A 26,322-nucleotide genomic window follows, 5' to 3' on the forward strand; every position below is an offset into this window, starting at 1 on the left:
TCACCAAACATTAAAGATTTCAGGATAAATGTTGGGTGACTTTTTTGTGCCCTTATTCTCCCTCTCATGAAGATCCATTGTTGAAGTTAAAATATAGAGTTATTCAAAATAATCACCAGTTTACTTCACAAATACACCTTGAAAGATATAACTTATCATCAAGCATAAAAAAACCCAGCTTACGCTGGGTTCTTCGAATCAAGTCAGTGCTTAGTGAGCAGCGAATTGGTTCATTGTGTTTTTAGCATCGTCATGCGCTTTAAGTGCATTGTCACCAGAGAAGATTTCTTTGTGATCATCACCGATGTCTGAACCAGCCATTGCTTGGTGTTTAACACAAGCAATACCACCGCGGATTTCTTTACGCTGTACGCCAGCAACATAAGCCAACATACCTTCAGAACCGAAGTAACCTTGTGCAAGCTCATGAGTTGAAAGCGCAGCAGTGTGGTAAGTCGGAAGTGTGATCAAGTGATGGAATACACCTGCTTCACGAGAAGCATCTGCTTGGAAAGTACGGATTTTTGCATCAGCATCAGCAGCTAATTCAGTGTTATCGTACTCAGCGCTCATTAATTTAGCACGGTCGTAAGCAGAAACATCTTTACCTTCAGCAACCCAACGATCGTAAGCTTGTTGACGGAAGTTTAAAGTCCAGTTGAATGATGGGCTGTTGTTATAAACAAGCTTCGCATTTGGAACTGTTTCACGTACACGGTTAACCATGTGAGCGATTTCTTCAACGTTTGGAGTTGCAGTTTCGATCCAAAGAAGGTCAGCACCATTTTGTAAGCTAGACACACAGTCAAGTACAACACGGTCAATTTGAGTACCTTCACGGAATTGATATAAGCCAGAAGCTAAACGCTTAGGACGGTGTAATTTACCATCACGTTTGATCAAGATTTCATCTTCTTGAGCATCAGCAATATCAATTTCCTGAGTATCTAAGTAGCTGATATATTGAGAAGCAATGTCACCTGGCTCTTTAACCACTGGGATTTTTTGAGTCAAGTCAGCGCCTTCAGAGTCAGTACGTGCAACGATGATACCGTCATCAAGACCCATTTCTAAGAATGCATAACGTAATGCATGGATTTTAGCGATGAAGTCTTCGTGTGGAACTGTTACTTTACCAGCTTGGTGACCACATTGTTTCGCATCAGATACTTGGTTTTCGATTTGAAGGGCACAAGCACCAGCTTCAATCATTTTACGCGCAAGTAAATAAGTTGCTTCTTCGTTACCGAAACCAGCATCGATGTCCGCAATAATTGGCACAACGTGAGTTTGGAAACCATCGATATGAGCAGTAATTTCAGCAGCTTTTGCAGTATCACCTGCTTCTTGAGCTTTTTTAAGCGCACGGAATAAATCGTTTAATTCTTTCGCATCAGCTTGACGTAAGAATGTATAGATTTCTTCGATCAATGCAGGTACAGAAGTTTTTTCGTGCATAGATTGGTCAGGAAGAGGACCGAATTCTGAACGAAGTGCAGCAACCATCCAACCAGAAAGGTAGATGTAACGTTTGCTTGTTGTACCGAAATATTTTTTGTTCGCGATCATTTTTTGTTGCGCGATGAAACCATGCCAGCAACCTAATGATTGAGTATATTTGCTAGAATCTGCATCATATTCAGCCATATCACGACGCATGATCGCAGCTGTGTATTTAGCGATATCTAAACCAGTTTTGAATTGGTTTTGCATCTGCATACGAGCAGCATCTTCAGGGCTAATATCGCGCCATGTGCTTCCGAATTTTGCTTTTAATTCACGGATTGCATCAATCGCTGTTTGGTATGTAGTCATGATATGTTCCTGTAATAATATTAGGATTTCATCAATCGAAGAGCCAAATCCACTCGGTATTTGATTGTTCAGATTTAGAACACTTCGTTGTTATGAAGTTAGCTTAGATTGAGTGCCTGAATTAATCCAATATTTTGAGTTAATTTTCAGTATTTATTTAAAAAATATATAGATCAAAGTCGTATTATAATTATGTAAGAATTTTTTAAGCCTTTATTTTTTCTTTAATTTTAAATTATATCAATCAAAGAACTTTGATTAATTATGCACCAAAATGCCCAATTTATATTTATTAGACTTAAGTCTGAAGTTGTTAAAAATATACTTGACGCTGTTTTTTTTGATGTAAAAATATACAAACACTGAACTTCTTATGCTTTAAATGAGTAGGATATTTGCTGTTTGGAAGGCGCATAGCTCATTACAAAGTACACTTTCATATAGAATCTCAAACTTGATGATTTGTATTTTTGAAAGTGTTTAACCTATCCAATACAATTACGCATAGAACCACCCCTAAAAATCTCATAATCAGTAATATCTGTTGTTGTTTTTTCATCTACTTTTTACACAAAAGCATTTCCTTATGGCATAATCCCATGTGATTTCTAAATTTTATTTTCGGTATTTTTTTTATGAATCTGGAGCGGGTCGATCTTAACCTCTTAATTTACCTTGACGTTCTTTTACGTGAAAAAAATGTGACTCGTGCAGCTGAACAGTTGGGTGTAACGCAACCAGCAATGAGTAATATTTTACGTCGTCTGCGTAATTTATTTAATGATCCTCTTTTGATTCGCTCATCGGAAGGTATGACACCAACAGAACGTGCACTGGAATTACAACCACGTATCCGTGATGCACTCTCTGACTTATCGATGATTTTAGAACCACGTACTGAATTTCGACCATATACCAGTAATCGTGTCTTTCGCATCATGACTTCAGACTATGCTGAGGCAACTTTAGTTCCTCGTTTAGTTAAAGCACTACGCTCAGAAGCCCCGAATGTGGTTCTTGACTTTCTTACGCCAAGTGACGTGTCTTACCGAGATATGGAACAAGGTAAAGTTGATTTAGCGATTAACCGCTTCAATGAAATTCCACAAAGCTTCCACCAAGTTTTAGTGTGGCGTGACAGCTTTTCTTGCCTACTCAATAACAAACATCCTGCTTCAAGCAACTTAAATCTTAAAAGCTATTTAGATGCACAGCATATTTGGGTTTCAAAAACGGGAATGGGTGTAGGATTTGGAGTAAACCCTGAAAAACAAGCTGGATTAGGTTGGATTGATCAAGCCTTAGAACGTATTGGTCAAAAACGTAAAATTTCTGTGTTTACCCGCCATTATCAAATGCCAGCATTATTGGCATCGAATGTAGATTTGATTGCCACTTTGCCGACGCGTATTGCGCGCTTACAAGCGAAAAGCCAGAACTTATTAATCAAAGATCCTCCATTTTATATTCCTGAGTTTGAGTTAAAAATGGCATGGTGTCCTTTACTACATCACCACCCTGCTCATCGTTGGTTACGTCAACTGATTCTTTATGTTGCACGCCAAATGATTGAAGAAGAAAACCGTGAATTCATGCAAAATAATTCACATTTTTCGCAATATTAAGATAAATTTCTTAAATTCTTATCATTTCAAGCTTATACTCATTCCAAATCGGTAGTGGATTTCTTCACTACCGCCCCTTTTTATGTGTTAATTTATTATGTATTCATAACTTCTCATAATAATGATGATCCACAGGTGGATTCGTGAGCCTCTTCCAGAATATCCTAATTATCGCAGTACTCATTGCAGGAGCTGGTTTTTTATCTTTAACTGAAATCGCACTTGCCGGTGCGCGTAAAGTTAAACTCAAAATTCTTGCCGAATCTGGCGATGAGCGAGCACAAAAAGTCTTAGACTTACAGCAAAACTCTGCCGATTTCTTTGCTGCCTCCCAAATCGGATTAAATGCAGTCGCTATTCTAGGTGGTATTTTAGGTGAAGGCGCATTCCGCCCTTATTTCTTTGAATTTGTTTCTCGCTTTTATGTAGGTCCGTGGGCTGAAACCATCAGCTTTGCACTGTCCTTTACTTTAGTGACCTCGCTATTTATTCTTTTTGCAGATTTAATGCCAAAACGTATGGCAATGATTGCACCTGAAAAAATTGCAGTTGCAGTCATTAATCCGATTCAAGTTTTTATCGTCATCTGTAAACCTTTGGCTTGGTTTATCAATGCAGTTGCAAACCTATTGTTCCGCCTGTTCAAAGTGAATACCACCCGCGAAGACAACATCACTTTCGATGATATTTCAGCAGTGATGGATGCTGGTGCTCAAGCAGGCGTGCTACAAAAACAAGAACACCATTTTATTGAGAACGTGTTTGAACTTGAAGAGCGTAATGTTCCCTCAAGTATGACACCACGTGAAAATGTGGTGTTTTTTACATTAAAAGAGCCAGAGGAAAGCATTCGTCAAAAGTTAGCGGAATATCCCTATTCAAAATTTTTAGTTTGTAATGAAACGATTGATCAAGTGATTGGCTATGTGGATGCTAAAGATATTTTAGTTCGCATTCTCAACAATCAAAAAATCAATCAATTAAACGAATCGACCATTCGTACTGTGTTGAGTATTCCAGACACGCTGACTCTTTCTGAATTGCTTGACCGTTTCCGATCAAGTAAAGAAAAGTTTGCTGTCGTGTTTAATGAATATGCATTGGTCGTCGGCGTGATTACCCTATCGGATATCATGATCACGGTAATGGGTGATTGGGTAACCCCAATGGACGAAGAGCAACAAATTATTAAACGGGATAATAATTCGTGGCTGATTGATGGAAGTACGCCAATTGAAGACTTGAAGCATGCGCTAGAAATTGATGAAATGCCGGATGATGAAAATTATGAAACTCTGGCAGGTTTTATGATGTATCAATTAAGAAAGATTCCGAAACCCGCAGATACCGTTATTTTTGGTGGCTATAAATTTGAGGTAGTCGATGTCGATCATTTCAAAATTGATCAGCTTTTGGTGACTCGCTTACTTGAAAGACCAGTAGCACCGCCATCTGAAGAAAACCCTTCCTAGCTATTTATTTACACGAAAAGCTCAGTATCCTTACTGAGCTTTTACTACAAAAGATTCCCTTTATCACAAAAGCTTTGCTCTTTTATGTTATTCCTATCACATTTATTCATAATATTTTGAAATATGAAAATTACCATGAATCCCTCATTCAAAAACAATATTAAAATAAAAATATATAAATCAATGCATTAAATTTTATAACCATTTTGGTGCAAAAATGAATGACGTTTTTAAATATCTGTTTTAAATACTCTATTTATTAAAAAAATAGTCACTCATTTAATATTTCTACAAATATATTTAAATTTAATCAAATAACTATTAGCATTCTTCTGCTTAAAAAACTAAAAGACTTCTGCAATAAAAGTCTCATTCAAGGATTGAACTATGCTAACCGTATTAGGTTTAGGCATGATTTTATGCTTTATGTATTTAATTATGTCTAGACGAATGACTGCACTTGCTGCGCTCACACTTATCCCAATTCTATTCGCACTCATCGCTTACGGTCTTGGCTTCTACGTGGACAGTCTAGGGCATATTGAAATCAAAGAACTTGGCGAAATGATGTTAGAGGGTGTTAAAAAGCTTGCCCCTACTGGCGTGATGCTATTATTTGCCATTCTCTACTTTGCCATCATGATCGATACAGGTCTGTTTGATCCTTCAGTCAAATTCATTTTAAGACTGGTTAAAGGTGACCCGTTAAAAGTCGTCATTGGGACAATTACTTTAACCTTAATTGTTTCTTTAGACGGTGATGGCTCAACCACCTACATGATCTGTGTAGCCGCAATGTTACCACTTTATAAACGATTGGGTATGAGCCCACTGATCATGGCATGTTTAATGATGCTTGCCAGCGGAATTATGAACCTAACTCCTTGGGGGGGCCCAACTGCTCGTGCTGCCAGTGCATTACATGTAGAAGCAAGTGATATCTTTGTCCCGATGGTCTTACCGATGTTAATTGCCATTCTATGGTTATACTTCGTTGGTTTTATGTATGGACGTATGGAACGTAAGCGTTTAGGGATTATCGAACTTGATGTCAGTCATGGTGATGACATTCAGATTTCAACTAATCCTGAAGCAAACCGTGCACATTTAAGATGGTTCAATGGTTTATTAACCGTTGTATTAATGATCTGTTTAGTGAAAGGTATTTTACCTTTACCTATTCTATTTATGATAGCACTTTGTATTGCACTGGTTGTGAACTACAAAGATATAGATATGCAAAAATCTTTAGTCGCTCATCATGCAGGGAGTGCGCTAAACGTTGTCGGTATCATTTTCGCAGCAGGGATCTTTACGGGGATCTTAACAGGAACAGGCATGGTCGATGCCATGTCTAAAGAATTGGTGGCGATTATCCCACAGAGTATGGGTCCATTTTTAGCACCCATTACCGCTGTGATTAGTATGCCGTTAACCTTCTTTATGTCAAATGATGCGTTCTACTATGGTGTATTGCCGATTCTTTCAGAAGCTGCAAGTCACTATGGGATTACACCCGTAGAAATGGCACGTGCTTCAATTGTTGGGCAGCCTGTACATTTACTCTCACCACTGGTTCCATCCACTTATTTATTATGTGGATTGGCTGGGATTGAATTTGGGCAACATCAAAAGTTCACGATTAAATGGGCGATTCTCACCTGCTTAGTCATGCTCGTTGCAGCAATGTTACTTGGCGTATTCCCGTTATATTCAACCATGCATTAAATGTCATACATGAATTAAAAATGCACAAAAGCCGATATTAATATCGGCTTTTGTGCATTTAGTGGTATAAGCACATACCCAGCTTAAAAATATTCCTGACTTTTGGCGCTATTTATATAAATAGAAGTATTTGAATCAAACAAAATTGCCTAAAATTCATGAAAAATTGTATGTTTTTAGACTAAAAAAACGATAAATCATTTCAATCTATTTAAAAATTTTTTCAAGAAAAGGAGATACAAATAATCCTTTTGGATCATATCGTTTTAATACCTGTCCTGCGGATTGAATCGTTAAATCATTACTTTGACCATAGGCATGTACTTTAGGTAATTCATTTTCTAAGTAATTTACATTGTCCCATGCCTTGTCATAGGTATAAGCCCATCCTTTTGACCATTCAGGACGAACCAAACAATCTCCTTGATAGTGCTGAGTCATCCATGATTCGATTTCAGCATAGAACCTTGCTGCAAAAGGCGTACCTGGCAAAGTTAATATATCAAACCAAACCGCACAGTCCCATTCTGGATGATCAGGACATGGCTTTATCGCAGATAAAGCGGCAGTTTGTGCATTGGCAAGTATTGAATCAGCGGGATGATCCAATCCAGTAACACGTATCTCAACGGGTCCATTCACTGGGTAACGATTTATTCGTTGGTATTGTTTTAAACGGATTTGATATTCTGAACAGAAATCAGCAATCACACGTTGCACATTCTCTCGACTGGCCAGTACAGCATAACCATTTGCAGTGACCCTTAAAGTTGTTGGTTTTACATAGAGTAAAGTGTTTTTAGAGGGTCCCCATAAATCAGATGTTTGTGTTGCAGCTAAACCATGCGTAAGGATCGTCGTAATACCTGAAAAAATTGTCCCTTGCAGCCCCAATGTCGCAATTTGTAACTGCATTTGTCCAAATGCAGGCGTTAAATAATGATTCTTCTGAATGACAATTTTTTGAATCAAATCTGCAAGTGGTTTAGGTAAATTATCTGAAAACCAAAAATTAAAAGGATGGAATGCAATACGAGATGTCAGTGGTCTACGTGGAGTCACTGACCAAACTTTCAACCAAGGATAATCGGTAAACGGAAACCATATCGCTTCAACTCGACCAGACTGATCAAGAAATTTAGAGAAAGTACGCCCAGCATCTTTATTGGGTGAAAATAACTCTAATTGGTGAATATCGGTAATACTTTCACAGCGTAAATATTGATTTGCTCCTGTTTGCAATTGTACAGATAACACAAATGCACGACCAAGATTCACCAAGAAAGCCCGAATATCTGGATTGTTCCGATAAAAAGTTTTTGCGACATATTTCTGCTGCTGTGCATCAAAGACAGCGACTGTCATTGAGACGACCAAATTACTGATCGAACCAAATGTTTGTCCTGCAACTAAAGTTTCTCCCTTGGCAGGAACACCCGTACCATGACCATTAATTGCCAAAACACCACCCAATGTTAAATCACCTGGTGCTGGTATTGAAACAAAGCCACGCCCATTGTCCTCCATGAACTTTAAGAGTGCCTCCATTTGAATTCCCGCTTCAGCAGTGACCACCCCATCAGATTCAATAGACATTCTATTGATATGAGTCGGCATATCGATCAGAATCACTTTCATGACTTGATCGTGGTCATCTAGCATTAAAGGCGACCAATTATGCGACATACCTTTTGCCCGAACTTTATATCCATTTTCAGCAGCCCAATTGATCACCGCTAAAATCTCTTGTTGATTTTTGGGTACAGCAGTCCATGCATTTTCATATTTTGATTCACCCGACCAATTTTCATAGCGTTGCTTATGAAGACGTATTTTCGATGGAAAATTATTTAATCGATCATGGTGTTGAAATATCCAAGCCTTGGCACTTTGAACAGGCATCCATGTAGTCACGGCACCAAATGCAGCAAGGCTTCCCATTGTTTTTAAAAAATCACGTTTTGCTGGATCGAAATCAACTTTCTTATTCATCATCATCACTCTTTTTCAAGGTTTATTTTTATCAATCAGCTGTAAATATGAAGATTTACAGACCAAATCAAAAGTTCGCACTAGGCGCAATTTAAATCATAAATACATGATATTTATAAATATTAAATAAATTACAAACAACGTTTTTAATCACGTTGAAGAATGTACAAGAACAAATGAAATCTATATTTAAATTTTGAAGTACCCTCCGCCTTTCAAAACTAAAAAGGGGCTTAATTGTGTTCATAAAATTTACTTACTCAACATAATGTTATGAATTCAATCCCCACAGCGCATATATCAAATGGACTTGGTACTGTTTTGCTTGAATTAAAATCATATGATTTCCCTCTTTTATTGAGTTTATTGTTAAATGGTTATCTTAAATTATTAAGAAAACCTTAATCTATCACGATTATTTTTCATTCGCAAAAAAATTATACAACAATACGATATTTTCTGATTTATTCAGTTTCTGTATTACGAAATAAAATAAAAGAAATCAATAAACCAAGCTCAAATAAAAAATACATAAAGCAACCAGCAATTGCCATCGAAAGCATATCTGGCGGCGTGATAAACATGGCAATAAAGAAACAAAAAACAAAGATAAATGATCTTTTTTGTTTTAACACGTTTAAATCAATTAAATTAAAATATACAGCAAGTACCGTAATGAGCGGTAATTGAAAAACAACACCCAAAACGACAAAAAGCTTTATCGAAAACATTAGATACTGATTTATATCCGTCATGGGAAGAACAACATCTGGAGCAATCCCCATAAAAAAACTTAACACCTTAGGTAAAATAAAGTAATACCCAATCAATATTCCTAAATAAAATAAAATAACGCTAGACATAAAAAACAAAGACAACACCCATCGCTCCTTTTTATGAAGTGCAGTATTTAAAAATGAATAAACCTTATAAAAAATAAAGGGCATTAATAAAATCAGCGTAATAAAAAAAACAAGCTTAAAGGGTGATAAGAATGTAGATGTTACATCGGTGGCAATCATATGTGCAGAAGGGGGCAACTTTAACTGTAGAGGTAAAGCTAGAAAACTATAAATTTTCGCTGAAAATGGCGCTAAGCTTAAAAAAATCATTAAAAAAAGAATAGACAGTTGAATGACAATTTTTCTTATTTCAATAAAATAGAGTAAAAACCCCTTTTCTTTTATGATTGGCTTTTCTGTAAGAACGTTATTCAAAACTTCTCCTCTTTTTAAATCTTAAAACAGTTCCACAACATCAGATGCTCTAGAACAAATACTGTATTAAAAGGTGCTTTAAATTGAAAATGATCGATTGGATAATATTTTATATTTTCTTCCTTATCTTTATTTTCCATATAGTTTAAATATTCATATAATTTTTCCTCTAATTTTTTTATATTACCCATTTCATGTGTTAATTCACTTTTTAAATCATTTAAATCTAATTGCTTTTGAATAGATTGATGAAATTCACTTTTAAAATGACTTAATTTTCTTCTTGCTTGAATAATATAATTTATTGCTTCAGATGCTTTATTTGGTCCTAAAACAATAATTGCAACAATGATAAGTAAAATTAGCTCACTAAAACCAACATCGAACATAATTCTCCACCACGCTCAATTTATTTCAAATGTGTAGAGTCTTGGTCATCTTCTTTGATTGCTTTTCTAAAATCTTTGACTGCACCACCAACATCTTTTCCAAGATTCTTTAATTTGGCAGTACCAAAAATAACAAGGATAATGATTATAAATAAAGCAATATGTCCAATTGACATTCCCATCATTATTTTTATCTCTCAAATGTAGTTTTGTTAAAATAAGCAGTATAAAACAATTATTATTATTGACGAATATAAATTGTTAAACAATTGTTAAGATTTTCTTTATTTTTATATTTTCTAATCAGCAACAAAACCTTTGCTTGTGCTGATTAGCGCTTTTTATAATTCAAGGATGAATTAAGACATCGAGTAATGCTTGATAGTGGATTGAAATATCATCTTCTAAAATTTTATAAGCACTGTCGAATTGTACCATTGGCCAACCTTCTTTCCAGAATGGGAAAATATTGTGCAAATCATGTGTCACAATTGCATCTTCACGAACAATTGCCTGCGCGACTTGTGACAATACTTGCGCTGTTTCAGCACCATCAATCGCTAAATAATCAATACCTTTGGCTTTTAAAATACGAACACGGTCTTTTTTGTAACGGATTTTCTTCGCTTGCGCTTCATTCAGATTTAGAGCCAATGTAACCGCTTCAACAAATTTATCTTCAAAGCTCTGGTTTAATGCAACCAATGCCTGTTTATGTGCTTCTTGACGCCCTGCTTTTCCACCCTCACGAATGATTTTTTTTGCATCAACATTCAATTCATCCGATTTCATCGACTGAAGAATGTCTAAAATTTCAATATCACTTAATGATGCAGAAGAATCTGTCATGGGAGTCCTAAAACAAAAAATAAATAGAATCGCTATTTTCGCATAATTTTGAAATTAAATCAGAGTTAATCTTAATTTCAGATCCATAGAAGATTGGCTTCAAAATATTCATCTCACAATCATTCTTAAACTGCCTCTATTTGCAATTTTTTCATTGTATAAACATATATTTAACCAGACACCTCTTCTACTATTGTTTTGCTTAGCCACCATCTGTGTACTTTTCGCAATTCTCTCAAGCATTGTTGTTTATATCTATTCCATTAAAAATAATGACAAAGTGGTGGTAAAATTTTAATCATATCTTCGCTTTATACCCTACTTTTACAGTTCATGAATTTTCTTCAATCTAGTTTTGATTTTTTGTGGTCGAATTTTTTATTAAAAATAACGTGAGTTCGATGCAATTAAATATTCAACTCATTGAAAAATAATAAATCTCTATGGATTCTTGCTACCTTTTCATCCAATTTTAGAATGAGGAGCGGAGCTCCGCAAGCGCAACCATCAATAGCGTTTCATTTCTCTTGATCAATAAAATGAAAGCGATCAATAGATTGTTTGATGATCTAAAGCTTGCACTGCCACGCTTTACTTCTAAAGTTTAAATTATTTTGCGTAGTCGATGCCTCACTTTTCAGAGATGAAAAGTGACAAAAATCTTTCGTTGAGCGAGGGGTACACCCTCATACCCCCGCTCAACATGGCGACATCCATATCGCCTCACGATCGCAAGACCATCTATGATTCAAAAGTACAAAATAAATGAATCATCCAAAACACTTGTATGAATAATCAGGCGGTTTGGCTGTATCATCTTTCATCAAGGATTTTTATCGAACTCAGGTTAAAGATACTCATTTAAATTTAAAGGATAATCATCTACTCACAAATTTATGCTTTCCTCTACGCTTTTTTTTTGCTATTGATTTGATAACGCAATAAAAAATAGTGAACCTCATGAAAGCTGTTGCCTATAAAAAACCTTTAGCAATTACTGAAACCCATGTTTTTTCCGAAATTGAAATTGATACCCCAGTCGCAACTGGTCACGACCTATTAATTGAAATCAAAGCGATTTCAATTAATCCTGTCGATATCAAAATGCGTCAACGCACCTCACCGGACAATGAAGCATGGAAAATTTTGGGTCATGATGCAGTCGGGATTGTTAAAGCCATTGGTGACAAAGTTCAAAACTTTAAAGTTGGTGATGAAGTCTTTTATGCAGGCTCTAACCAAAGACAAGGTTCTTATGCAGAATATCAATTGGTAGATGAACGCATCGTAGGTTTAAAACCTCAATCCATTAGTAATGCCGAGGCTGCCGCTCTACCTTTAACGTCGTTAACCGCTTATGAAATGTTATTTGATCGTTTAAAAATTCAAGATACCAAACAAGAAAATCCTATCATTTTAGTGATTGGCGCAGCAGGCGGTGTCGGATCAATTACCGTTCAACTGCTCAAAGTATTAACTGAATTTACTGTAATCGCCACTGCATCTCGACCAGAAACCAAAGCTTGGCTAAAAGAAATTGGCGCGGATTTTATCGTAGATCACAGTCAACCCTTGGAACAGCAAATTTTAGACCTCAATATTGGTTCACCGCATTATGTATTTTCAATCAATGGCACTGGACGTTATACACAGGCAATTGCAAATTTAATTGCACCACAGGGGCATTTTGGTTTGATTGATGACCCTGAGAACTTTGTTATTAATCCTTTTAAAATCAAATCTGTGTCTATTCATTGGGAGTCAATGTTCACTCGTTCTACATTTCAGACCAAAGATATGGCACGACAAGGTGACATTCTCAATAAAATTTCCAAATTAATTGATGACTATAGGATTAAAACGACGTTGGGACAAAACTTGGGCACAATCAATGTAGAGCATGTAACTCAAGCACACAAGATGATTGAGTCGGGACAAAGCATTGGTAAAATCGTTTTGGAAGGTTTTTGATTTTCTGAATCACGCTGATTTTTATTGATCGCTTAAATCTATGTGCAAGGATTTAAGCGATATTAATCAACTACTTTTAAATCATCAAAGAGACTAAAATGATGATACTCATCATAAAGTTTTAAATGACTTCTACGACAACTTTACCAATATGCTCACCCGTATCCATTGATGCATGAGCAGCTTGAATTTGATCAAATTGAAATGTTTTATAAATCATCGGTAAACATTCACCTTTCGCCCAAAGTGGAGCAACATGGGTCATTAAGCCTTGCGCAATTTCAGCTTTTTCAGCTGTATTGCGTGCGCGCATCGTCGATCCTGTAATGGTGAGGCGTTTCATCATGATTTGTCCCAATTTGACCTCTTTAGCTTTAGCACCACCGAGAAAAGCGATATAGACCAAACGTCCATCTTTTCGGAGCAAGTTTAAATTTTGCTCCAGATAAGGCGCTCCGACCATATCAAGAATAATATCAACTCCTGCATTTTCAGTCTTTTCGAGAATCACTTGTTCAAAATCTTCGGTTTTATAGTTGATCGCATCCGTTAAATGCCCAATCGCTTCGACTTTTTCATCAGAACCAACGGTCGCAAAGCTTTTCAAACCTAAAGATTGCGCTAACATTAAGGCAGTCGTACCAATACCACTTGCCCCACCGTGTACCAAAAGTGTTTCACCTGCTTTGGCATGTGCCATTTGAAACACATTCGCCCATACGGTAAAGAAGGTCTCAGGTATTGCCGCAGCTTGAACAAAGCTCACCGCATCAGGAATCGTAATGGTTTGAGATTCTGGTACAACACAATACTCTGCATAGCCACCACCATTGGTCAGTCCGCAGACCTTATCTCCAAGTTTAAATAAGCTTACATCTTCTCCAATCGCAACAACCTCGCCAGCAACTTCTAACCCTGGCACTGGTGTAACCCCTTTGGGCATTGGATATAAGCCTTGTCTTTGTAAAATATCAGGGCGATTAATCCCAAAAGCATAAACCTTTACCAAAACTTCATCTGCTTTAGGTTGCGGAACTGCCACATCTTCATATGCGAGTTTTTCTACACCGCCCGGCGCTGTAATAATGATCTGTTGCATAGACTTTGTAGACATATTTTTCTTTCCTAGTTCGTGAATTTAATGCTCTCGATATTTGAACATAAACCATCAAATCTGCAAATATTTCTCCACCAAGGTCTACAAAGATCATCATTGAAACTTATTAGAGAAAATAAAAATACTTTTTATCAAAAATTTATCATTTAGTACTTGATTCAAACTCTAATTTTGATATGTTCAAACTGATCATAATGAATATGATTAAGCATTAATCAATAAAGCGCCATAAAAATAATTTCAAAGTATATTGTCAAGGAGACGATAAATATGCGAATCAATAAAGTACTCATCGCAATGATGTCTATTTATCTTCCCAGCTCTGCACTGTACGCAGCAGCTCTAGATAGATCAGGACAATCTATGTCAGCATTTTTACAGCCAGGTAATTATTTTGAAGCAGGTATCTCTGTTTTAGACCCCACTGTAGAAGGGCGTGAAGCGGACACATCAGAAAGTCGTCGACATATTTCAGACATGGGAGATGACTATTACTTTCCATCCGCAGCAATCAAGTTACAAGTCACAGACAATGTTTCATTCGGTTTGTTATATGACCAACCTTTTGGAGCAGATGCAGCATACAGTGGTCAAAATGTCTTTGTTTCATCTCCAAATGATACGGTATTACCACAGGCACGTTTAAGCGCATTACGAACCAGTACAATTAACTCCACATTTAATAACATGTCTGTACAACAACGTGTTGGTCTTGTTTTACAAGGTCAGGGGGAGGATCTTTCCACTCCTGCTGGGCAAGCTAAATTGCTTGAAATGATTAGCCAATACAATACTAACTCAACAATCAAAGCAGGCGTTGATGCCGTAGTACAAAATGGTATTACCAATAAAGTGGATCAAGGTATTGCAGCAGCCAATGCCAGTCTAGGTAAAGGCAATACCAAAGTAGAAGTGGATTCTCAAAACTTATCGATGGTTTTTGGTTTTCAACCCAATAAAAACTTCAATATTTATGGGGGTGGTGTTTACCAAACTGTAAAAGGTTCAGTCAGTCTTCGTGGTCAAGCTTATAGTGTATTTAATGGCTATGACAACAAGATCAAAGAAACCAGCGGTGTAGGTTGGTTAGCAGGTGTCGCTTTCCAAATTCCTGAAATTGCATTAAAAGCATCTGTCACTTATCGCTCTGAAATTGATCATGATACGAATGTGCAAGAAAATATTTCAGCATTAGGTGCGCTGGCTTTACTTCCAGGAGGACAAGCTGCGATTAGTAAAATCCAGAATGCCAGTGGAAAAACGCGTATTACCACCCCTCAATCAGTCAACTTAGACTTCCAAACAGGAATCATGGCAAATACGGTGGCTTTTGCAAATCTACGTTGGGTAAACTGGAAAGATTTTGTTATTCGCCCAGTTAAGTTTGGTGCAGTTTCTGAAGCAGTAGGACCTTTGGTCGGAAAGCCAAATGGATTTAATTTAGCAGATTATTATGATGATCAAATCTCGGCAACAGTGGGTGTCGGTCGTAAAGTCAATGATCATTGGGCTGGGAATGTTTCAGTGGGTTGGGACTCTGGAGCAGGTAACCCAGTCACCACTTTAGGACCCACTGAAGGTTATTGGAATGTTGGCTTAGGACTTCAATACAGTCCAACACCAGCCACCTTTATCGCGGGCGGCGTAAAATATTTCTGGCTCGGCGATGCTAAAGCACAAACCTCTTCACAAGTCGGTACTGATGCACATGTGGCTGAATTTAAAGACAACAATGCAATCGCTTATGGTTTAAAAATGGGTTATCGCTTCTAAGCTATTTCATTTTAACAAGCATGTAATTCTTCAAGTTTTACATGCTTTTTTTATGGTCTAAATTTGGGACATCTCAAAACTTGGTTATTTTTTGATTGCTATTTGTATTTTACCCTGATAATATCCAATCGTAAATTATTTTTACCCAGATAAAATACCAATAGGTTTTAAAATGAATACTGAACTAACCTACACAGCCTTTATCGGTCATCGGCAATTAATCAGTGATCAACTGCTTAATGTCGCACTGATGATCAAACAACAAGGCAATATCTCTACACCAGTTCTGATTTTTAATGATCAGACAGGTCAGCAGATCGATGTCAATATCATGGGTTCTGAACTTGATATCCAGCAACGTTATGGCGAGCCTGAAGTGATCAAGAAAGTGGGACGACCAAAGTTGGGAGTCATCTCTCGTGAAATCACCTTGCAAGAAAAACATTGGAATTGGTTAGATCAGCAAAACTCGAGTGCATCAGCGGTGATTCGAAAATTGATTGATCAAGAACTCAATAATCCGCATTCTGAAAGTAATAAAATGATGGTAAAACAAGCCATAGATCGCTTTATGTCTGCTATGTCGAGCAATATCCCCAATTATGAGGAAGCCGCTCGAGCTTTGTATCGAGACAATCAAGAAAGCTTTGTTGCTTTAATTGAAAATTGCCCTGAAGATATCAAGACATATTTATTGGCTAAATCAAATTATGCATTTTAAGGAAAACATCCTTAAACATTCTTAAATGCTCTAGGTCCATTGGACGAGAGCATTTTTTTATGAGCTATTTTTTTCAAAGTATTTGTGTTACCGTCATATACAACGCATTGTTATCTCTGATTTTCTGAATCATCACAAGCCTGTTTTAAGCGTTGCATCGCCATTGGATCCATCGGTGCTGTCATCATTGCATGATAATGACGACACTCTTTGGTCGGTTCATATATTTTAGATTGATTCGACGCACAAGCTGTTAATCCAGAAACGATCATGACAAGGAACAATACTTTCATTACATTCTATCCACTTAGAGCTTAAGCTAAATTAAAACTAAATTTTTTAGGTTTTACTGTACTTACTCTGTTTTTGTTCGATTTCATAGCGGTGCTTATATGATGATCATATTATTTGCCCACTTACATGATCAATATAGCCAATCTGCTAAAAACTTATACAGTAAATACAATTTCTAAATTAATAGAATCAATGCTCTGTTTTTGCTCAAGTCAAAGGGGATATCCATATCACTCTTGAGCGATGGCGACATCCATGCCGCCAATCGTGATAACGACATGAGATAAAATTGGCTGATGAAAAAAGCAAAAACTCATTCATTGATATTGAGTGAATAATATTGATTGGTATAAGAACAGCTATTCTAGATAAAGATTGTTTTGTGTATTAAGCGTACCCTCTATCATTTCTTTCAAAATAGACCCGCCATAAGGCGGGTCTATTTAAATATATTTAAAGAATTAAAGGCGAACCAATTCCACAATTTTCTCAGCCAATTCTTCAACTGCTTCTTGAGCAAATGCTACATCAGCACCCTGTTCAACATCAGTCACCACCACAACACCTGTTTGACGGAGTAAACTAACTTGATCACTTGATAGCCCTGCTTTTGCAATCGCAACAACACCTTGCTGAATCAACAAGCTTTCGAGTGCTTGTGCATTTTCAAGTGCTTGTGCAGATACTGCAACAACCGCTGGTTTTTGACCTAAACGTGCAGCACGTGCTTCAGCAGTCACAGGCTCATTATGTGCAGTCCACTCAACTGCCGCTTCGACCATACCCGCACCGACAGTGACGTTGCTTAAACGATCAATAAAAATGAATGAACCTGTATAACGACTGTCATGATAACGATCAAATACAACAGGCGCATCAAACTCGATCGTTACATCAGCAATCGCATTTAAATCAAGCTGTTCAACTTGAATTTTTTCCAAGGTATTCACATTGGTACGATAGTTAATTTTTGCAACTTTCGCAGGAATCGTTTGTGTACCGAACTTCACATTATAAAGTTTGCCTAAAACTAAAGGCTGGTCAGTCATCCATACGACCGTCGCACGAGCAGAACGTGAAATGAGCGGTTGCTCGCCTGCTTTGACCAAAACATTACCACGAGAAATATCGATTTCATCATTCAAGGTCAAAGTCACTGCTTGACCAGCAATTGCATGTGTTAAATTACCATCAAAAGTGACAATTTCTTTCACTGTTGATTTCTTGCCTGAAGGTAAAGCTACAATTTCATCGCCAACCTTCACTTCTCCTAATGCAATCGTACCGCAGAAACCACGGAAGTCGAGATTGGGGCGATTGACGTATTGCACAGGGAAACGAAATTCATGTTTGCTAACGTCATGGCTAATTTCAACCGTTTCCAACGTTTCCATCAAAGTTTGACCTTGATACCACGGCGTATTCGTTGATTTGTTCACAACATTATCACCGTTCAACGCTGAAATTGGCGAGAAGATGATATTGGCAGGTTTACGATCACCCAATTGATTAACGAAATTGTTGTACTCAACTTGAATTTCATTGAAACGTGCTTCAGAAAACTCAACCAAGTCCATTTTGTTAATCGCAACCACAATATTGCGAATCCCTAAAAGACTTGCAATAAAAGTATGACGGCGAGTTTGTGTTTGCACACCATAGCGAGCATCGATCAAAATGATCGCAAGGTCAGCAGTCGATGCACCTGTTGCCATGTTACGCGTGTATTGCTCATGCCCAGGTGTATCGGCAATGATGAACTTACGTTTTTCCGTTGAGAAATAACGGTAAGCCACATCAATGGTAATTCCCTGCTCACGTTCCGCTTGTAGACCGTCAACAAGCAATGCCAAGTCTGGTGCATCACCTGTTGTGCCTACTTTTTTAGAGTCGCGTGTCACGGCTTGTAATTGATCTTCGTAAATCAATTTTGAGTCGTAAAGCAAACGACCAATTAACGTTGATTTACCATCATCCACATTACCGCATGTTAAAAAGCGCAGTAAGTCTTTATTTTCATGCTGTTTTAAATATGCCAAGATATCTTGGCTAATCAATTCTGATTGATGAGACATTGCTCAAAGCTCCACAATATTTTGAAATCGGTTGCTATATTTTTAAATCCTCCCAAATCCTCCATTTTCTTGCTGGAGTTCCCCCTCTTTTATAAAGAGGGGTTAGGGGGAGATTCATATAAAAATACTTAGAAATAGCCTTCTTGCTTTTTCTTCTCCATCGAACCAGCCTCATCATGATCAATCATACGACCTTGACGCTCTGAGCTCGTCGCTAGAAGCATTTCTTGAATAATTTCGGGCAATGTTGTTGCAGTTGATTCAACTGCACCTGTTAATGGATAACAGCCTAAAGTACGGAAACGTACCGATTTCATTTGTGGAACTTCACCTTCTTTTAAGCGCATACGCTCATCATCCACCATGATCAGCGTACCACTACGTTCAACCACTGGACGTTCAGCAGCCAAATATAGTGGCACCAAAGGAATACTTTCTTGATAGATATATTGCCAAATGTCTAACTCTGTCCAGTTTGACAATGGGAAAACGCGGATACTTTCACCTTTATTGACTTTACCGTTATAAAGATTCCAAAGTTCTGGGCGTTGGTTTTTAGGGTCCCAACGATGTTTCGAATCACGGAAAGAATAAACACGTTCTTTCGCGCGTGACTTTTCTTCATCACGACGCGCGCCACCAAATGCCGCATCAAACTGGTATTTATCCAAAGCCTGCTTTAAACCTTGGGTTTTCATAATATCGGTATATTTTGAACTACCATAATCAAATGGATTTACGCCAGCATCTTTACCTTCTTTGTTTTGATGCACAATCAGGTCAAAACCGTGTTCTTTTGCCATGTTGTCACGGAATTTGATCATGTCCTTAAACTTCCAACCTGTATCGACATGCAACAGTGGGAAAGGAAGTTTTGCAGGATAGAATGCTTTTAAAGCAAGATGCAGCATGACAGCTGAGTCTTTACCAATTGAGTAAAGCATCACTGGATTTTCAAACTCAGCAGCAACTTCACGGATAATATGAATACTCTCAGCTTCAAGCTGTTTAAGATGAGTAAGTCTTTCCTCAGATATAGGCATTGACAGCACCAGCTCACAAAAACGTGTACTTATTACACATATTAAAATTTATATTCATTATAGTGATTTACACGCTAACCCTTTTGCTTGTTTTTTTATATTCATATATAAAAACATCATAAGCAAAAAAATATGAGATCGCGATGTCTACACAAATTATTGCCTTAGAAGAAGTTCACTTTGAGCAATGGCTCCCCCTTTGGCAAGGCTATTTAAGATTTTATAATGCACAGATGAACGACGAACAAATAAGATTATCTTGGAAGCGAATCACAAATCCTGATCAAACGGATATGTTTGGCTTTGCCATCAAAGTAAATGGTCAGGTGGTTGGCTTTGTACATTTGATTTCTCATCCAAGCATGTGGACGAATTTACCCTATTGTTATTTACAGGATCTTTTCATCAAAGAACAGTTTAGAAATCAAGGTTTAGCCCAACAATTAATTGAGCATTGTTATCAGGTCTGTACTGGAAAATTTGATCGCATCTATTGGCTGACTCAAGCATCTAATATCACTGCTCAATATCTATATGATCGTATTGCAACTAAAACAGGGTTTATTCAATATAAAAAAGCATTAGCTTGATCAGATTATGGGTTTATTCAACTTATTGAACTGTATACCTCAAGAACCAATGGTATACAGTTCAAATCAAGATAAATTAATGCCCCAATATCGATTTATCTAAAGGAATTTCAATTCCTACAGAAGCACCAGCATCGTTGCCGTGTACATCCGAATCGCTGACCCAGCCATTAATTTTTAAAGGCATGGTCGGTTTAATATAATGCGTCCATGTTAAATCTAGAGCTTTAATCTTATCCTTTTCTAGAAATGCGAGATTGATTTCATGATCGCCAAATATTCCAGCTGATTGATTTACTTTGGCATAGATTAAACGTCCTGATAAGCGATTCATCACATCAAAGCGAATATTACCACCTAAGGAAATCATTTCTCCATCCCCACCCATTGCATGTCCAAGTGGGAAACCTTGCTGATAATAACCATCTCCATAGATTCGATGACTATAAGAAATTCCGAGTGGATCACCATTCGTGGTTGTATCAGCCCATTCAGCATAAAACTGAACCGGCATATTTTTAAAACTTGTAGAGTAGTCTACGCCTGCTAAATACATTTTCTTAGAAGGCAAAAATCCTGCTTCATCTTCACCCACATATTGCCCATAAAAACTGACTGGAACATTTAATAAGGATTGAAGGTTTAAACGAGCATCAAAGCCTGCGATTTGATTGGATTTATCTTCATCACCGTTTTCAAAGTTATCATTCCCTTTGATTGCATTCCAAAGTGAGCTCCAACTTTCTGGACGTCCGTCACCGCCCCATTGCAAAATACGCGAAGCCCCTAATTCTAAATAAGGTAAAGGCTGAGCTGTCAAACGGAATCCTAAAAGCTTAGCATCAGGCACGGCTTTATAATCTTCTAACTGTCCAGCAAAAGCTTGATATTGCCAAGGTCCAATCCAAGATAACCATTTAGATTCAAAAGCTTTTTGTTCAGCGCGTTGCGCGGTAAAACCGTAGACTGGACGGCTGGCATCACCACGAATCAAACTTCCATCATGCCCAGGTCCCCAATAAGTTGGAATTTGACCTGCAATCACCCATTGATTCCACAATTTTCCAGCAATGTATGAGCCTTCAACATTGACATCACGGCGATTGTCAATCTGAGGATCTTTTTCGCCATTCACACGCAGCTTGGCATCCCAGTTTTCACCACCACCATTAAACTCAAGTGACCCAACATATTGTGCTTTTTCACGATCGCCAAAAGCTTGCGGAATATTTTTCTGATCTGTTTCTGCAAATAAACCCAGTTTTGCTGTTTGATTATCAGCTTTTAATGCATTTTGAATTGAATCAATAACTTTTTGTTGTGTGTTGTTCGAAATCTTCGCTTGAGATAATGCACGTTGAATTTCATCACCACTCATTGGCCAAGTTGAAGTGCTGATTTGAATCACACCTTGTTGATTTAACCAGTTTAAATCTGTACGGATATCTTGATTATTTAATACAATTCCCTGAGCCAAAACAGGTAAAGACATTCCAAATAACACAGCAGCATACAGTGCTTTTCTTAAATACATGCTCATTTTTCTCAAGTGTGATTTACTGCCACACCATAGTTATTTTAAAAGTTTTTTTCAATGGTGAAATTGTGTTATTCGCATTGCAAAAACGCATACATCATTCGAAAAAAAAGTGTACCGAAGTACACTTTTAAATATTTTAAATGCCAAGACAGCCAACATTCTTTTTCAGAAAAATCAATACGACTGCTTTTAATTAAAGACTTTTAACAATAACCAGAACAATCCACCTGATAAACAAATAGTTGCAGGTAAAGTAAAGATCCAAGCAGAAAGAATGGTTTTGACAGTCGCAAAATTTAACCCAGATTTGTTGGCAACCATCGTTCCTGCAACCGCACTATTCAGGACATGGGTTGTTGATACAGGCAAACCAAAACCATCCGCAGCAGCAATGGTTGACATTGCTACCAGTTCAGCAGACATGCCCTGACCATATGTCATATGATGCTTACCAATACGCTCACCCACAGTCACCACAATACGCTTCCAACCCACCATCGTACCTAGACCTAAAGCCAAGGCAACAGCAACTTTTACCCAGTTTGGAATATATTGTAAGAATGAATCGAGATTCTTGCGGTAATCTTTTACAACTTTAGCTTGAGCTTCATCCATTTTTGGAAGTTGATCGGCTTTATCTAAACGTTTAAATGCCGTTGTACTTAAATACATATCATTACGTAAAGAAGAAACTTCAGCTTCTGGAATATCCTGAAGATTTCCAAACTGACCTACACGCTCACCCAAATGATCGGTCAAACTTGCTAAAGCAGGAACAACCGCAGGATTTAACTCTTTGGTTTGAATAAACTTCGTGATCGTTGCACGAGCTTGCTCATCTGGAATATCAGCATGTTCTGCATAAATCGCTGTTGCTGTTTGACCAGACAATTGTGAGAATGACTGTAAATGCTGTTGGTCCAAACCACGGTTTAAAGAATAAGCCAAAGGCACAATACCAATCAAAATCAGCATGATCAGTCCCATACCTTTTTGACCATCATTTGAACCATGCGCAAAACTTACCCCTGTACAGGTAAAAATAAGAATTGCACGAATCAAAGGTGGTGGTGGTTTATTGCCTTCTGGTGGTTGGAACAATTCAAGTTGCTTTTTAAACAACTTTTTAACAATCAGGAAGACCACTGCTGCAAAAGCAAAACCAATTAAAGGAGAAAACAACAATGCTTTACCAACTTTAATGACCTGATCCATATCTACACCGCTTGCACCACTGGATGCGTGCAAAATGTAGTTCATGATTCCCACACCTAAAATTGAACCAATCAAAGTATGGGAACTCGATGCAGGAATCCCTAAAAACCAAGTTCCTAGATTCCAGAGAATTGCAGCAATGAGCATTGCAAAAACCATTGCAAAGCCAGCACCACTCCCCACATTCATGATTAATTCAACAGGAAGTAATGCAATAATCCCGTATGCAACAGCACCACTTGCAACCATGACCCCAAGAAAATTACAGAAACCTGCCCACATCACTGCAACTGGTGCAGGTAAGGCGTTGGTATAAATCACGGTAGCCACAGCATTGGCAGTATCGTGAAAACCATTTACAAACTCAAAGCCTAAAGCAATGAATAAAGCAGTCGCTAAAAGAATGACTGAATAAAGACTTAAAGGTGGAACATGTGCTAAATCTGCACTAACTTGCACCCCGATATAAATCAAGGTTGCAATAATAATCGTCAGAAACACCGGCATAAAAAACTTCGGTGTAGGTACATGCACATTCGTCGATTTAGCAGCTTGAGACGATGATGCAGAATCTGAGACGGGAGGTAAATTCGAATTCATGCAGAAGGTAAGCGAATATTAGAATGCGCTTATTGTTCAATTAAATTGTGACAATTATATGACAAATAGCTCCCCAATGAAGTGAATTTTTTACTTTTTTCACTTCAGTATTTCGCAATACTTGCGACTCAATCTATATTTTTATTTATTTTATTCAATGATTTAAAATAATTAAATAAAATTAATTTGATTAAATTTTTACATTTCACTCTGAAATAATATTTGTAATATTTCCGTCAAATATGACAGGTGACCAATATTTCCACTCAGTATCTGCGATATTTGTGACAATTTGATGAAAAAACAAACACTATTTTTGAATAAGCTTTGCTTAAATTTCGACAATACAATTTAGCGTTATACAAAATACAAAGGTGCAAATTTAAAGCCAACTTTCGCTTAGACTCGAAAAATATAACTATAAAAAACTCAGTCCCCGAAGGGACTAAGTTTTAAGAGCGTCACATGAAAAATGCTGAAATCAAAACTTCCTGTTTAGATTATTTCCATTGGTAGCCTACCGATACAGCACCGCCGATATTGCTACGACTGTCTGCAGACGCCCCCATTTTCCAAATGATCTTGTTGCTGTCGCTAATCGCACTAATACCCACTGCAACGGCTGTTTCACCGCGATAACCTGAAAGCCCTGCACTCATCATGCTCATACCCGCTTCAGTCGGTTGCGGTAAATTACCCACAGCCATTGCACCTGCAATCCCTGCATAGGTATCGTTGCGTAAATCATCTACATTTTTGTTGGTGTTGTAGAATGCTTGTTCAAGGTTGCTAACACGTGTATCGACTGCACCCAATGCATCCCCTACATTATTATAGCTTCCACCCGCTACATTATAGGTTGGCGCTTTGATTGAGCCATCTTGGTTCAATGTTGAGCCACCGCCGAGGTACTGTGCAACATTGCTATTGGTTTGGTGCAGTTGTGAACCATTAATCGCATCTGTAGAGTCTTTGCTAATCGTACCATTGGCTAAACCACTGACTTTATTACTGGTCCCATCAATAGTCACTTTACCGACATTGACCTGATTTGCCATGACTTGATTGGCAATCACTTGGTCTGCTTTTACCTGATTGGCTGTAACTTGATTTGCAGTCACCGAGTTCAAGTTAATGTCATCTGCCAAAGCCACTTGATAATTATTTGATCCATCTGCATTGGTGCTACTGTTCACCACAGTATTTTTACCCGCAGAGACACTGGTCTTAGAACCTGCTACCTGCCCTTGTAATGAAGCAATAGCATCATGCACATTGTCTTTACCTGTGTTGCCGATATTGCTGGTGCTGACAGTACCATCTGCATTAACTTTTGCATTGCCACCCAAAACATTGGCAACACTTTCAGCAGTCCCATGGAGTTGGCTACCATTAACAGCTTCATTGGACGTTGCACTCACTTCACCATCAGCCAAACCAGTGATCTTATTTGTTTGCGCATCTGCTTTGATGTTACCTACGGTGACTGAGTCAAAGCTCACATCATCTTTGGTTGCGACTTGGTAATCAGTTGAACCATCTGCATTGGTGGTTTTAGTGATGGTGGTATTTTTGCCTTCAGTTACAGTACTTTTTGCGCCACCCACTTGACCTTGTAATGATGAAATTGCCTGATTGGTCGCATAGAGTTGTGAACCATTGACTGCATCGGTACTGGTTGCACTGAGTTGCCCCGCTGCAACATTGATGATTTGACGTTCACCGCCGACTTTACCGACACTGACCACACCATTACTCGCAGAGCCTACACCGGCAAAGGCATAGTCCTGACCAAGAATGGTCACTTTAGATTCGGAAGTAGCCGCACGATCTGCGGATTCATTTCCGATTACCACACTATTGGCTTGAGTGGTGGTGATCGAACTACCTAATGCAACCGTTTTATCTTGTGCAACATTGTTGTTATAACCAATCACTACAGCATTTTCACCTGCTGCTTTACTCCCTACACCGACTGCCAGTGCATTTTTACCAGTTGCACCGTCATTGTTGTAGTTATCTGCTTGTACACCATCATCATTGACACTGACATAATGGGTTTTACTGTCTGCGATGGCTTTATTAGTCGCATAAAGTTGTGAACCATTTATCGCATCTGTACTGGTCGCACTGACTTCACCCGCAGTCAAACCTGTAATTTTACCTGTTGCGCTGTCGGTGATCACCGTACCCACTGTAGTCTTGTTAAAACTCACTTCTTTCGCAGTTGCAACGTTGTAAACACTTTGACCATTTTTACCTTGGGTTTCGGTCACAACAATGTTGTCACCCTGTA

20 protein-coding genes are annotated in these 26,322 nt (G+C 37.8%); 7 read left to right on the forward strand and 13 right to left on the reverse strand.

Annotated features, from left to right (window positions below):
- Window positions 1-210 precede the first annotated feature (210 nt).
- A complete protein-coding gene (locus tag ACINWC743_RS13565) occupies window positions 211-1,815 on the reverse strand; it encodes an isocitrate lyase (RefSeq protein ID WP_009585812.1) in 1,605 nt (534 codons plus the stop codon).
- Between the two features lie 635 nt (window positions 1,816-2,450).
- Between ACINWC743_RS13565 and ACINWC743_RS13570 the strand changes: the two genes are divergently transcribed.
- The 3 genes from ACINWC743_RS13570 (at window position 2,451) to ACINWC743_RS13580 (ending at window position 6,640) form a co-directional block, all read left to right on the forward strand.
- The gene (locus tag ACINWC743_RS13570; protein ID WP_004722769.1) at window positions 2,451-3,440 is read left to right on the forward strand and encodes a LysR family transcriptional regulator; all 990 of its coding nucleotides are present in this window, start codon (window positions 2,451-2,453) and stop codon (window positions 3,438-3,440) included.
- 143 nt (window positions 3,441-3,583) lie between these two features.
- Window positions 3,584-4,912 carry a hemolysin family protein gene (locus tag ACINWC743_RS13575; protein ID WP_009585802.1) on the forward strand — a complete coding sequence of 443 codons (1,329 nt, stop codon included), beginning with the start codon at window positions 3,584-3,586 and terminating at the stop codon, window positions 4,910-4,912.
- A gap of 387 nt (window positions 4,913-5,299) precedes the next feature.
- On the forward strand, window positions 5,300-6,640 hold the full coding sequence (locus ACINWC743_RS13580; protein WP_009585825.1) for a CitMHS family transporter: 1,341 nt from the start codon (window positions 5,300-5,302) through the stop codon (window positions 6,638-6,640).
- A gap of 207 nt (window positions 6,641-6,847) precedes the next feature.
- Here the strand turns inward: ACINWC743_RS13580 and ACINWC743_RS13585 are convergent, their stop codons facing one another.
- The 5 genes from ACINWC743_RS13585 to ACINWC743_RS13600 form a co-directional block, all read right to left on the reverse strand.
- A complete protein-coding gene (locus ACINWC743_RS13585) occupies window positions 6,848-8,632 on the reverse strand; it encodes a cholesterol oxidase substrate-binding domain-containing protein (protein WP_228129111.1) in 1,785 nt (594 codons plus the stop codon).
- A 464-nt stretch (window positions 8,633-9,096) separates the two neighbouring features.
- Window positions 9,097-9,849, reverse strand: a complete 753-nt coding sequence (gene tatC / locus ACINWC743_RS13590; protein WP_009585818.1) for a twin-arginine translocase subunit TatC — start codon at window positions 9,847-9,849, stop codon at window positions 9,097-9,099.
- Between the two features lie 14 nt (window positions 9,850-9,863).
- The gene (locus ACINWC743_RS13595) at window positions 9,864-10,238 is read right to left on the reverse strand and encodes a hypothetical protein (RefSeq protein ID WP_004828011.1); all 375 of its coding nucleotides are present in this window, start codon (window positions 10,236-10,238) and stop codon (window positions 9,864-9,866) included.
- Between the two features lie 20 nt (window positions 10,239-10,258).
- The gene (tatA, locus tag ACINWC743_RS23940) at window positions 10,259-10,423 is read right to left on the reverse strand and encodes a twin-arginine translocase TatA/TatE family subunit (RefSeq protein WP_004828008.1); all 165 of its coding nucleotides are present in this window, start codon (window positions 10,421-10,423) and stop codon (window positions 10,259-10,261) included.
- 163 nt (window positions 10,424-10,586) lie between these two features.
- Window positions 10,587-11,087 carry a hypothetical protein gene (locus ACINWC743_RS13600; RefSeq protein WP_004828006.1) on the reverse strand — a complete coding sequence of 167 codons (501 nt, stop codon included), beginning with the start codon at window positions 11,085-11,087 and terminating at the stop codon, window positions 10,587-10,589.
- A gap of 960 nt (window positions 11,088-12,047) precedes the next feature.
- Between ACINWC743_RS13600 and ACINWC743_RS13605 the strand changes: the two genes are divergently transcribed.
- A complete protein-coding gene (locus ACINWC743_RS13605) occupies window positions 12,048-13,058 on the forward strand; it encodes a zinc-binding alcohol dehydrogenase family protein (RefSeq protein WP_009585840.1) in 1,011 nt (336 codons plus the stop codon).
- 121 nt (window positions 13,059-13,179) lie between these two features.
- On the opposite strand, the gene ACINWC743_RS13610 is transcribed toward ACINWC743_RS13605, so the two are convergent.
- Window positions 13,180-14,172 carry an NAD(P)H-quinone oxidoreductase gene (locus ACINWC743_RS13610; protein WP_009585845.1) on the reverse strand — a complete coding sequence of 331 codons (993 nt, stop codon included), beginning with the start codon at window positions 14,170-14,172 and terminating at the stop codon, window positions 13,180-13,182.
- 273 nt (window positions 14,173-14,445) lie between these two features.
- Here ACINWC743_RS13610 and ACINWC743_RS13615 point away from each other — a divergent pair, with 273 nt between their 5' ends.
- Window positions 14,446-15,948, forward strand: coding sequence for an outer membrane protein transport protein (locus ACINWC743_RS13615; RefSeq protein ID WP_009585849.1), 1,503 nt, complete (start codon window positions 14,446-14,448; stop codon window positions 15,946-15,948).
- Window positions 15,949-16,120: 172 nt separating this feature from the next.
- Entirely contained in the window at window positions 16,121-16,669 is a 549-nt protein-coding gene (locus tag ACINWC743_RS13620) for a DUF2239 family protein (protein WP_009585848.1), read from the forward strand.
- A 110-nt stretch (window positions 16,670-16,779) separates the two neighbouring features.
- Here ACINWC743_RS13620 and ACINWC743_RS13625 read toward each other — a convergent pair whose 3' ends face one another.
- The 3 genes from ACINWC743_RS13625 to cysD all read right to left on the reverse strand — a co-directional run bounded on the left by ACINWC743_RS13625 (window position 16,780) and on the right by cysD (window position 20,075).
- Window positions 16,780-16,962 (reverse strand): hypothetical protein, encoded by a 183-nt coding sequence (locus ACINWC743_RS13625; protein ID WP_004827996.1) that lies wholly within the window; start codon window positions 16,960-16,962, stop codon window positions 16,780-16,782.
- Window positions 16,963-17,424: 462 nt separating this feature from the next.
- Window positions 17,425-19,038: a sulfate adenylyltransferase subunit CysN gene (gene cysN / locus ACINWC743_RS13630; RefSeq protein ID WP_009585805.1), complete on the reverse strand. Its 1,614-nt coding sequence runs from the start codon at window positions 19,036-19,038 to the stop codon at window positions 17,425-17,427.
- Window positions 19,039-19,166: 128 nt separating this feature from the next.
- Window positions 19,167-20,075, reverse strand: coding sequence for a sulfate adenylyltransferase subunit CysD (gene cysD, locus ACINWC743_RS13635; RefSeq protein WP_026040334.1), 909 nt, complete (start codon window positions 20,073-20,075; stop codon window positions 19,167-19,169).
- Between the two features lie 149 nt (window positions 20,076-20,224).
- On the opposite strand from cysD, the gene ACINWC743_RS13640 reads away from it, so the two are divergent.
- Window positions 20,225-20,671, forward strand: coding sequence for a GNAT family N-acetyltransferase (locus tag ACINWC743_RS13640; protein ID WP_005030864.1), 447 nt, complete (start codon window positions 20,225-20,227; stop codon window positions 20,669-20,671).
- A gap of 76 nt (window positions 20,672-20,747) precedes the next feature.
- On the opposite strand, the gene ACINWC743_RS13645 is transcribed toward ACINWC743_RS13640, so the two are convergent.
- The 3 genes from ACINWC743_RS13645 to ACINWC743_RS13655 form a co-directional block, all read right to left on the reverse strand.
- Complete coding sequence (locus tag ACINWC743_RS13645) at window positions 20,748-22,205, reverse strand: capsule assembly Wzi family protein (protein ID WP_035301184.1); 1,458 nt, start codon at window positions 22,203-22,205, stop codon at window positions 20,748-20,750.
- 195 nt (window positions 22,206-22,400) lie between these two features.
- Complete coding sequence (locus tag ACINWC743_RS13650; protein ID WP_004827988.1) at window positions 22,401-24,026, reverse strand: inorganic phosphate transporter; 1,626 nt, start codon at window positions 24,024-24,026, stop codon at window positions 22,401-22,403.
- A 500-nt stretch (window positions 24,027-24,526) separates the two neighbouring features.
- Window positions 24,527-26,322, reverse strand: a 1,796-nt coding sequence (locus ACINWC743_RS13655; RefSeq protein ID WP_035301186.1) for a YadA family autotransporter adhesin, incomplete at its 5' end; no start/stop codon positions are given.

This window comes from Acinetobacter sp. WC-743 (assembly GCF_000335555.1).
Taxonomy (GTDB): domain Bacteria; phylum Pseudomonadota; class Gammaproteobacteria; order Pseudomonadales; family Moraxellaceae; genus Acinetobacter; species Acinetobacter bereziniae.

Coding starts and splice junctions, on each gene's coding strand:
- ACINWC743_RS13605 (WP_009585840.1), top strand. CDS start 12,048: ATGAAAGCTGTTGCCTATAAAAAACCTTTAGCAATTACTGAAACCCAT.
- ACINWC743_RS13610 (WP_009585845.1), bottom strand. CDS start 14,172: ATGTCTACAAAGTCTATGCAACAGATCATTATTACAGCGCCGGGCGGT.
- ACINWC743_RS13640 (WP_005030864.1), top strand. CDS start 20,225: ATGTCTACACAAATTATTGCCTTAGAAGAAGTTCACTTTGAGCAATGG.
- tatA (WP_004828008.1), bottom strand. CDS start 10,423: ATGATGGGAATGTCAATTGGACATATTGCTTTATTTATAATCATTATC.
- ACINWC743_RS13595 (WP_004828011.1), bottom strand. CDS start 10,238: ATGTTCGATGTTGGTTTTAGTGAGCTAATTTTACTTATCATTGTTGCA.
- ACINWC743_RS13585 (WP_228129111.1), bottom strand. CDS start 8,632: ATGAATAAGAAAGTTGATTTCGATCCAGCAAAACGTGATTTTTTAAAA.
- cysN (WP_009585805.1), bottom strand. CDS start 19,038: ATGTCTCATCAATCAGAATTGATTAGCCAAGATATCTTGGCATATTTA.
- ACINWC743_RS13625 (WP_004827996.1), bottom strand. CDS start 16,962: ATGAAAGTATTGTTCCTTGTCATGATCGTTTCTGGATTAACAGCTTGT.
- ACINWC743_RS13615 (WP_009585849.1), top strand. CDS start 14,446: ATGCGAATCAATAAAGTACTCATCGCAATGATGTCTATTTATCTTCCC.
- ACINWC743_RS13645 (WP_035301184.1), bottom strand. CDS start 22,205: ATGTATTTAAGAAAAGCACTGTATGCTGCTGTGTTATTTGGAATGTCT.
- ACINWC743_RS13580 (WP_009585825.1), top strand. CDS start 5,300: ATGCTAACCGTATTAGGTTTAGGCATGATTTTATGCTTTATGTATTTA.
- ACINWC743_RS13600 (WP_004828006.1), bottom strand. CDS start 11,087: ATGACAGATTCTTCTGCATCATTAAGTGATATTGAAATTTTAGACATT.
- ACINWC743_RS13650 (WP_004827988.1), bottom strand. CDS start 24,026: ATGAATTCGAATTTACCTCCCGTCTCAGATTCTGCATCATCGTCTCAA.
- ACINWC743_RS13570 (WP_004722769.1), top strand. CDS start 2,451: ATGAATCTGGAGCGGGTCGATCTTAACCTCTTAATTTACCTTGACGTT.
- ACINWC743_RS13565 (WP_009585812.1), bottom strand. CDS start 1,815: ATGACTACATACCAAACAGCGATTGATGCAATCCGTGAATTAAAAGCA.
- ACINWC743_RS13620 (WP_009585848.1), top strand. CDS start 16,121: ATGAATACTGAACTAACCTACACAGCCTTTATCGGTCATCGGCAATTA.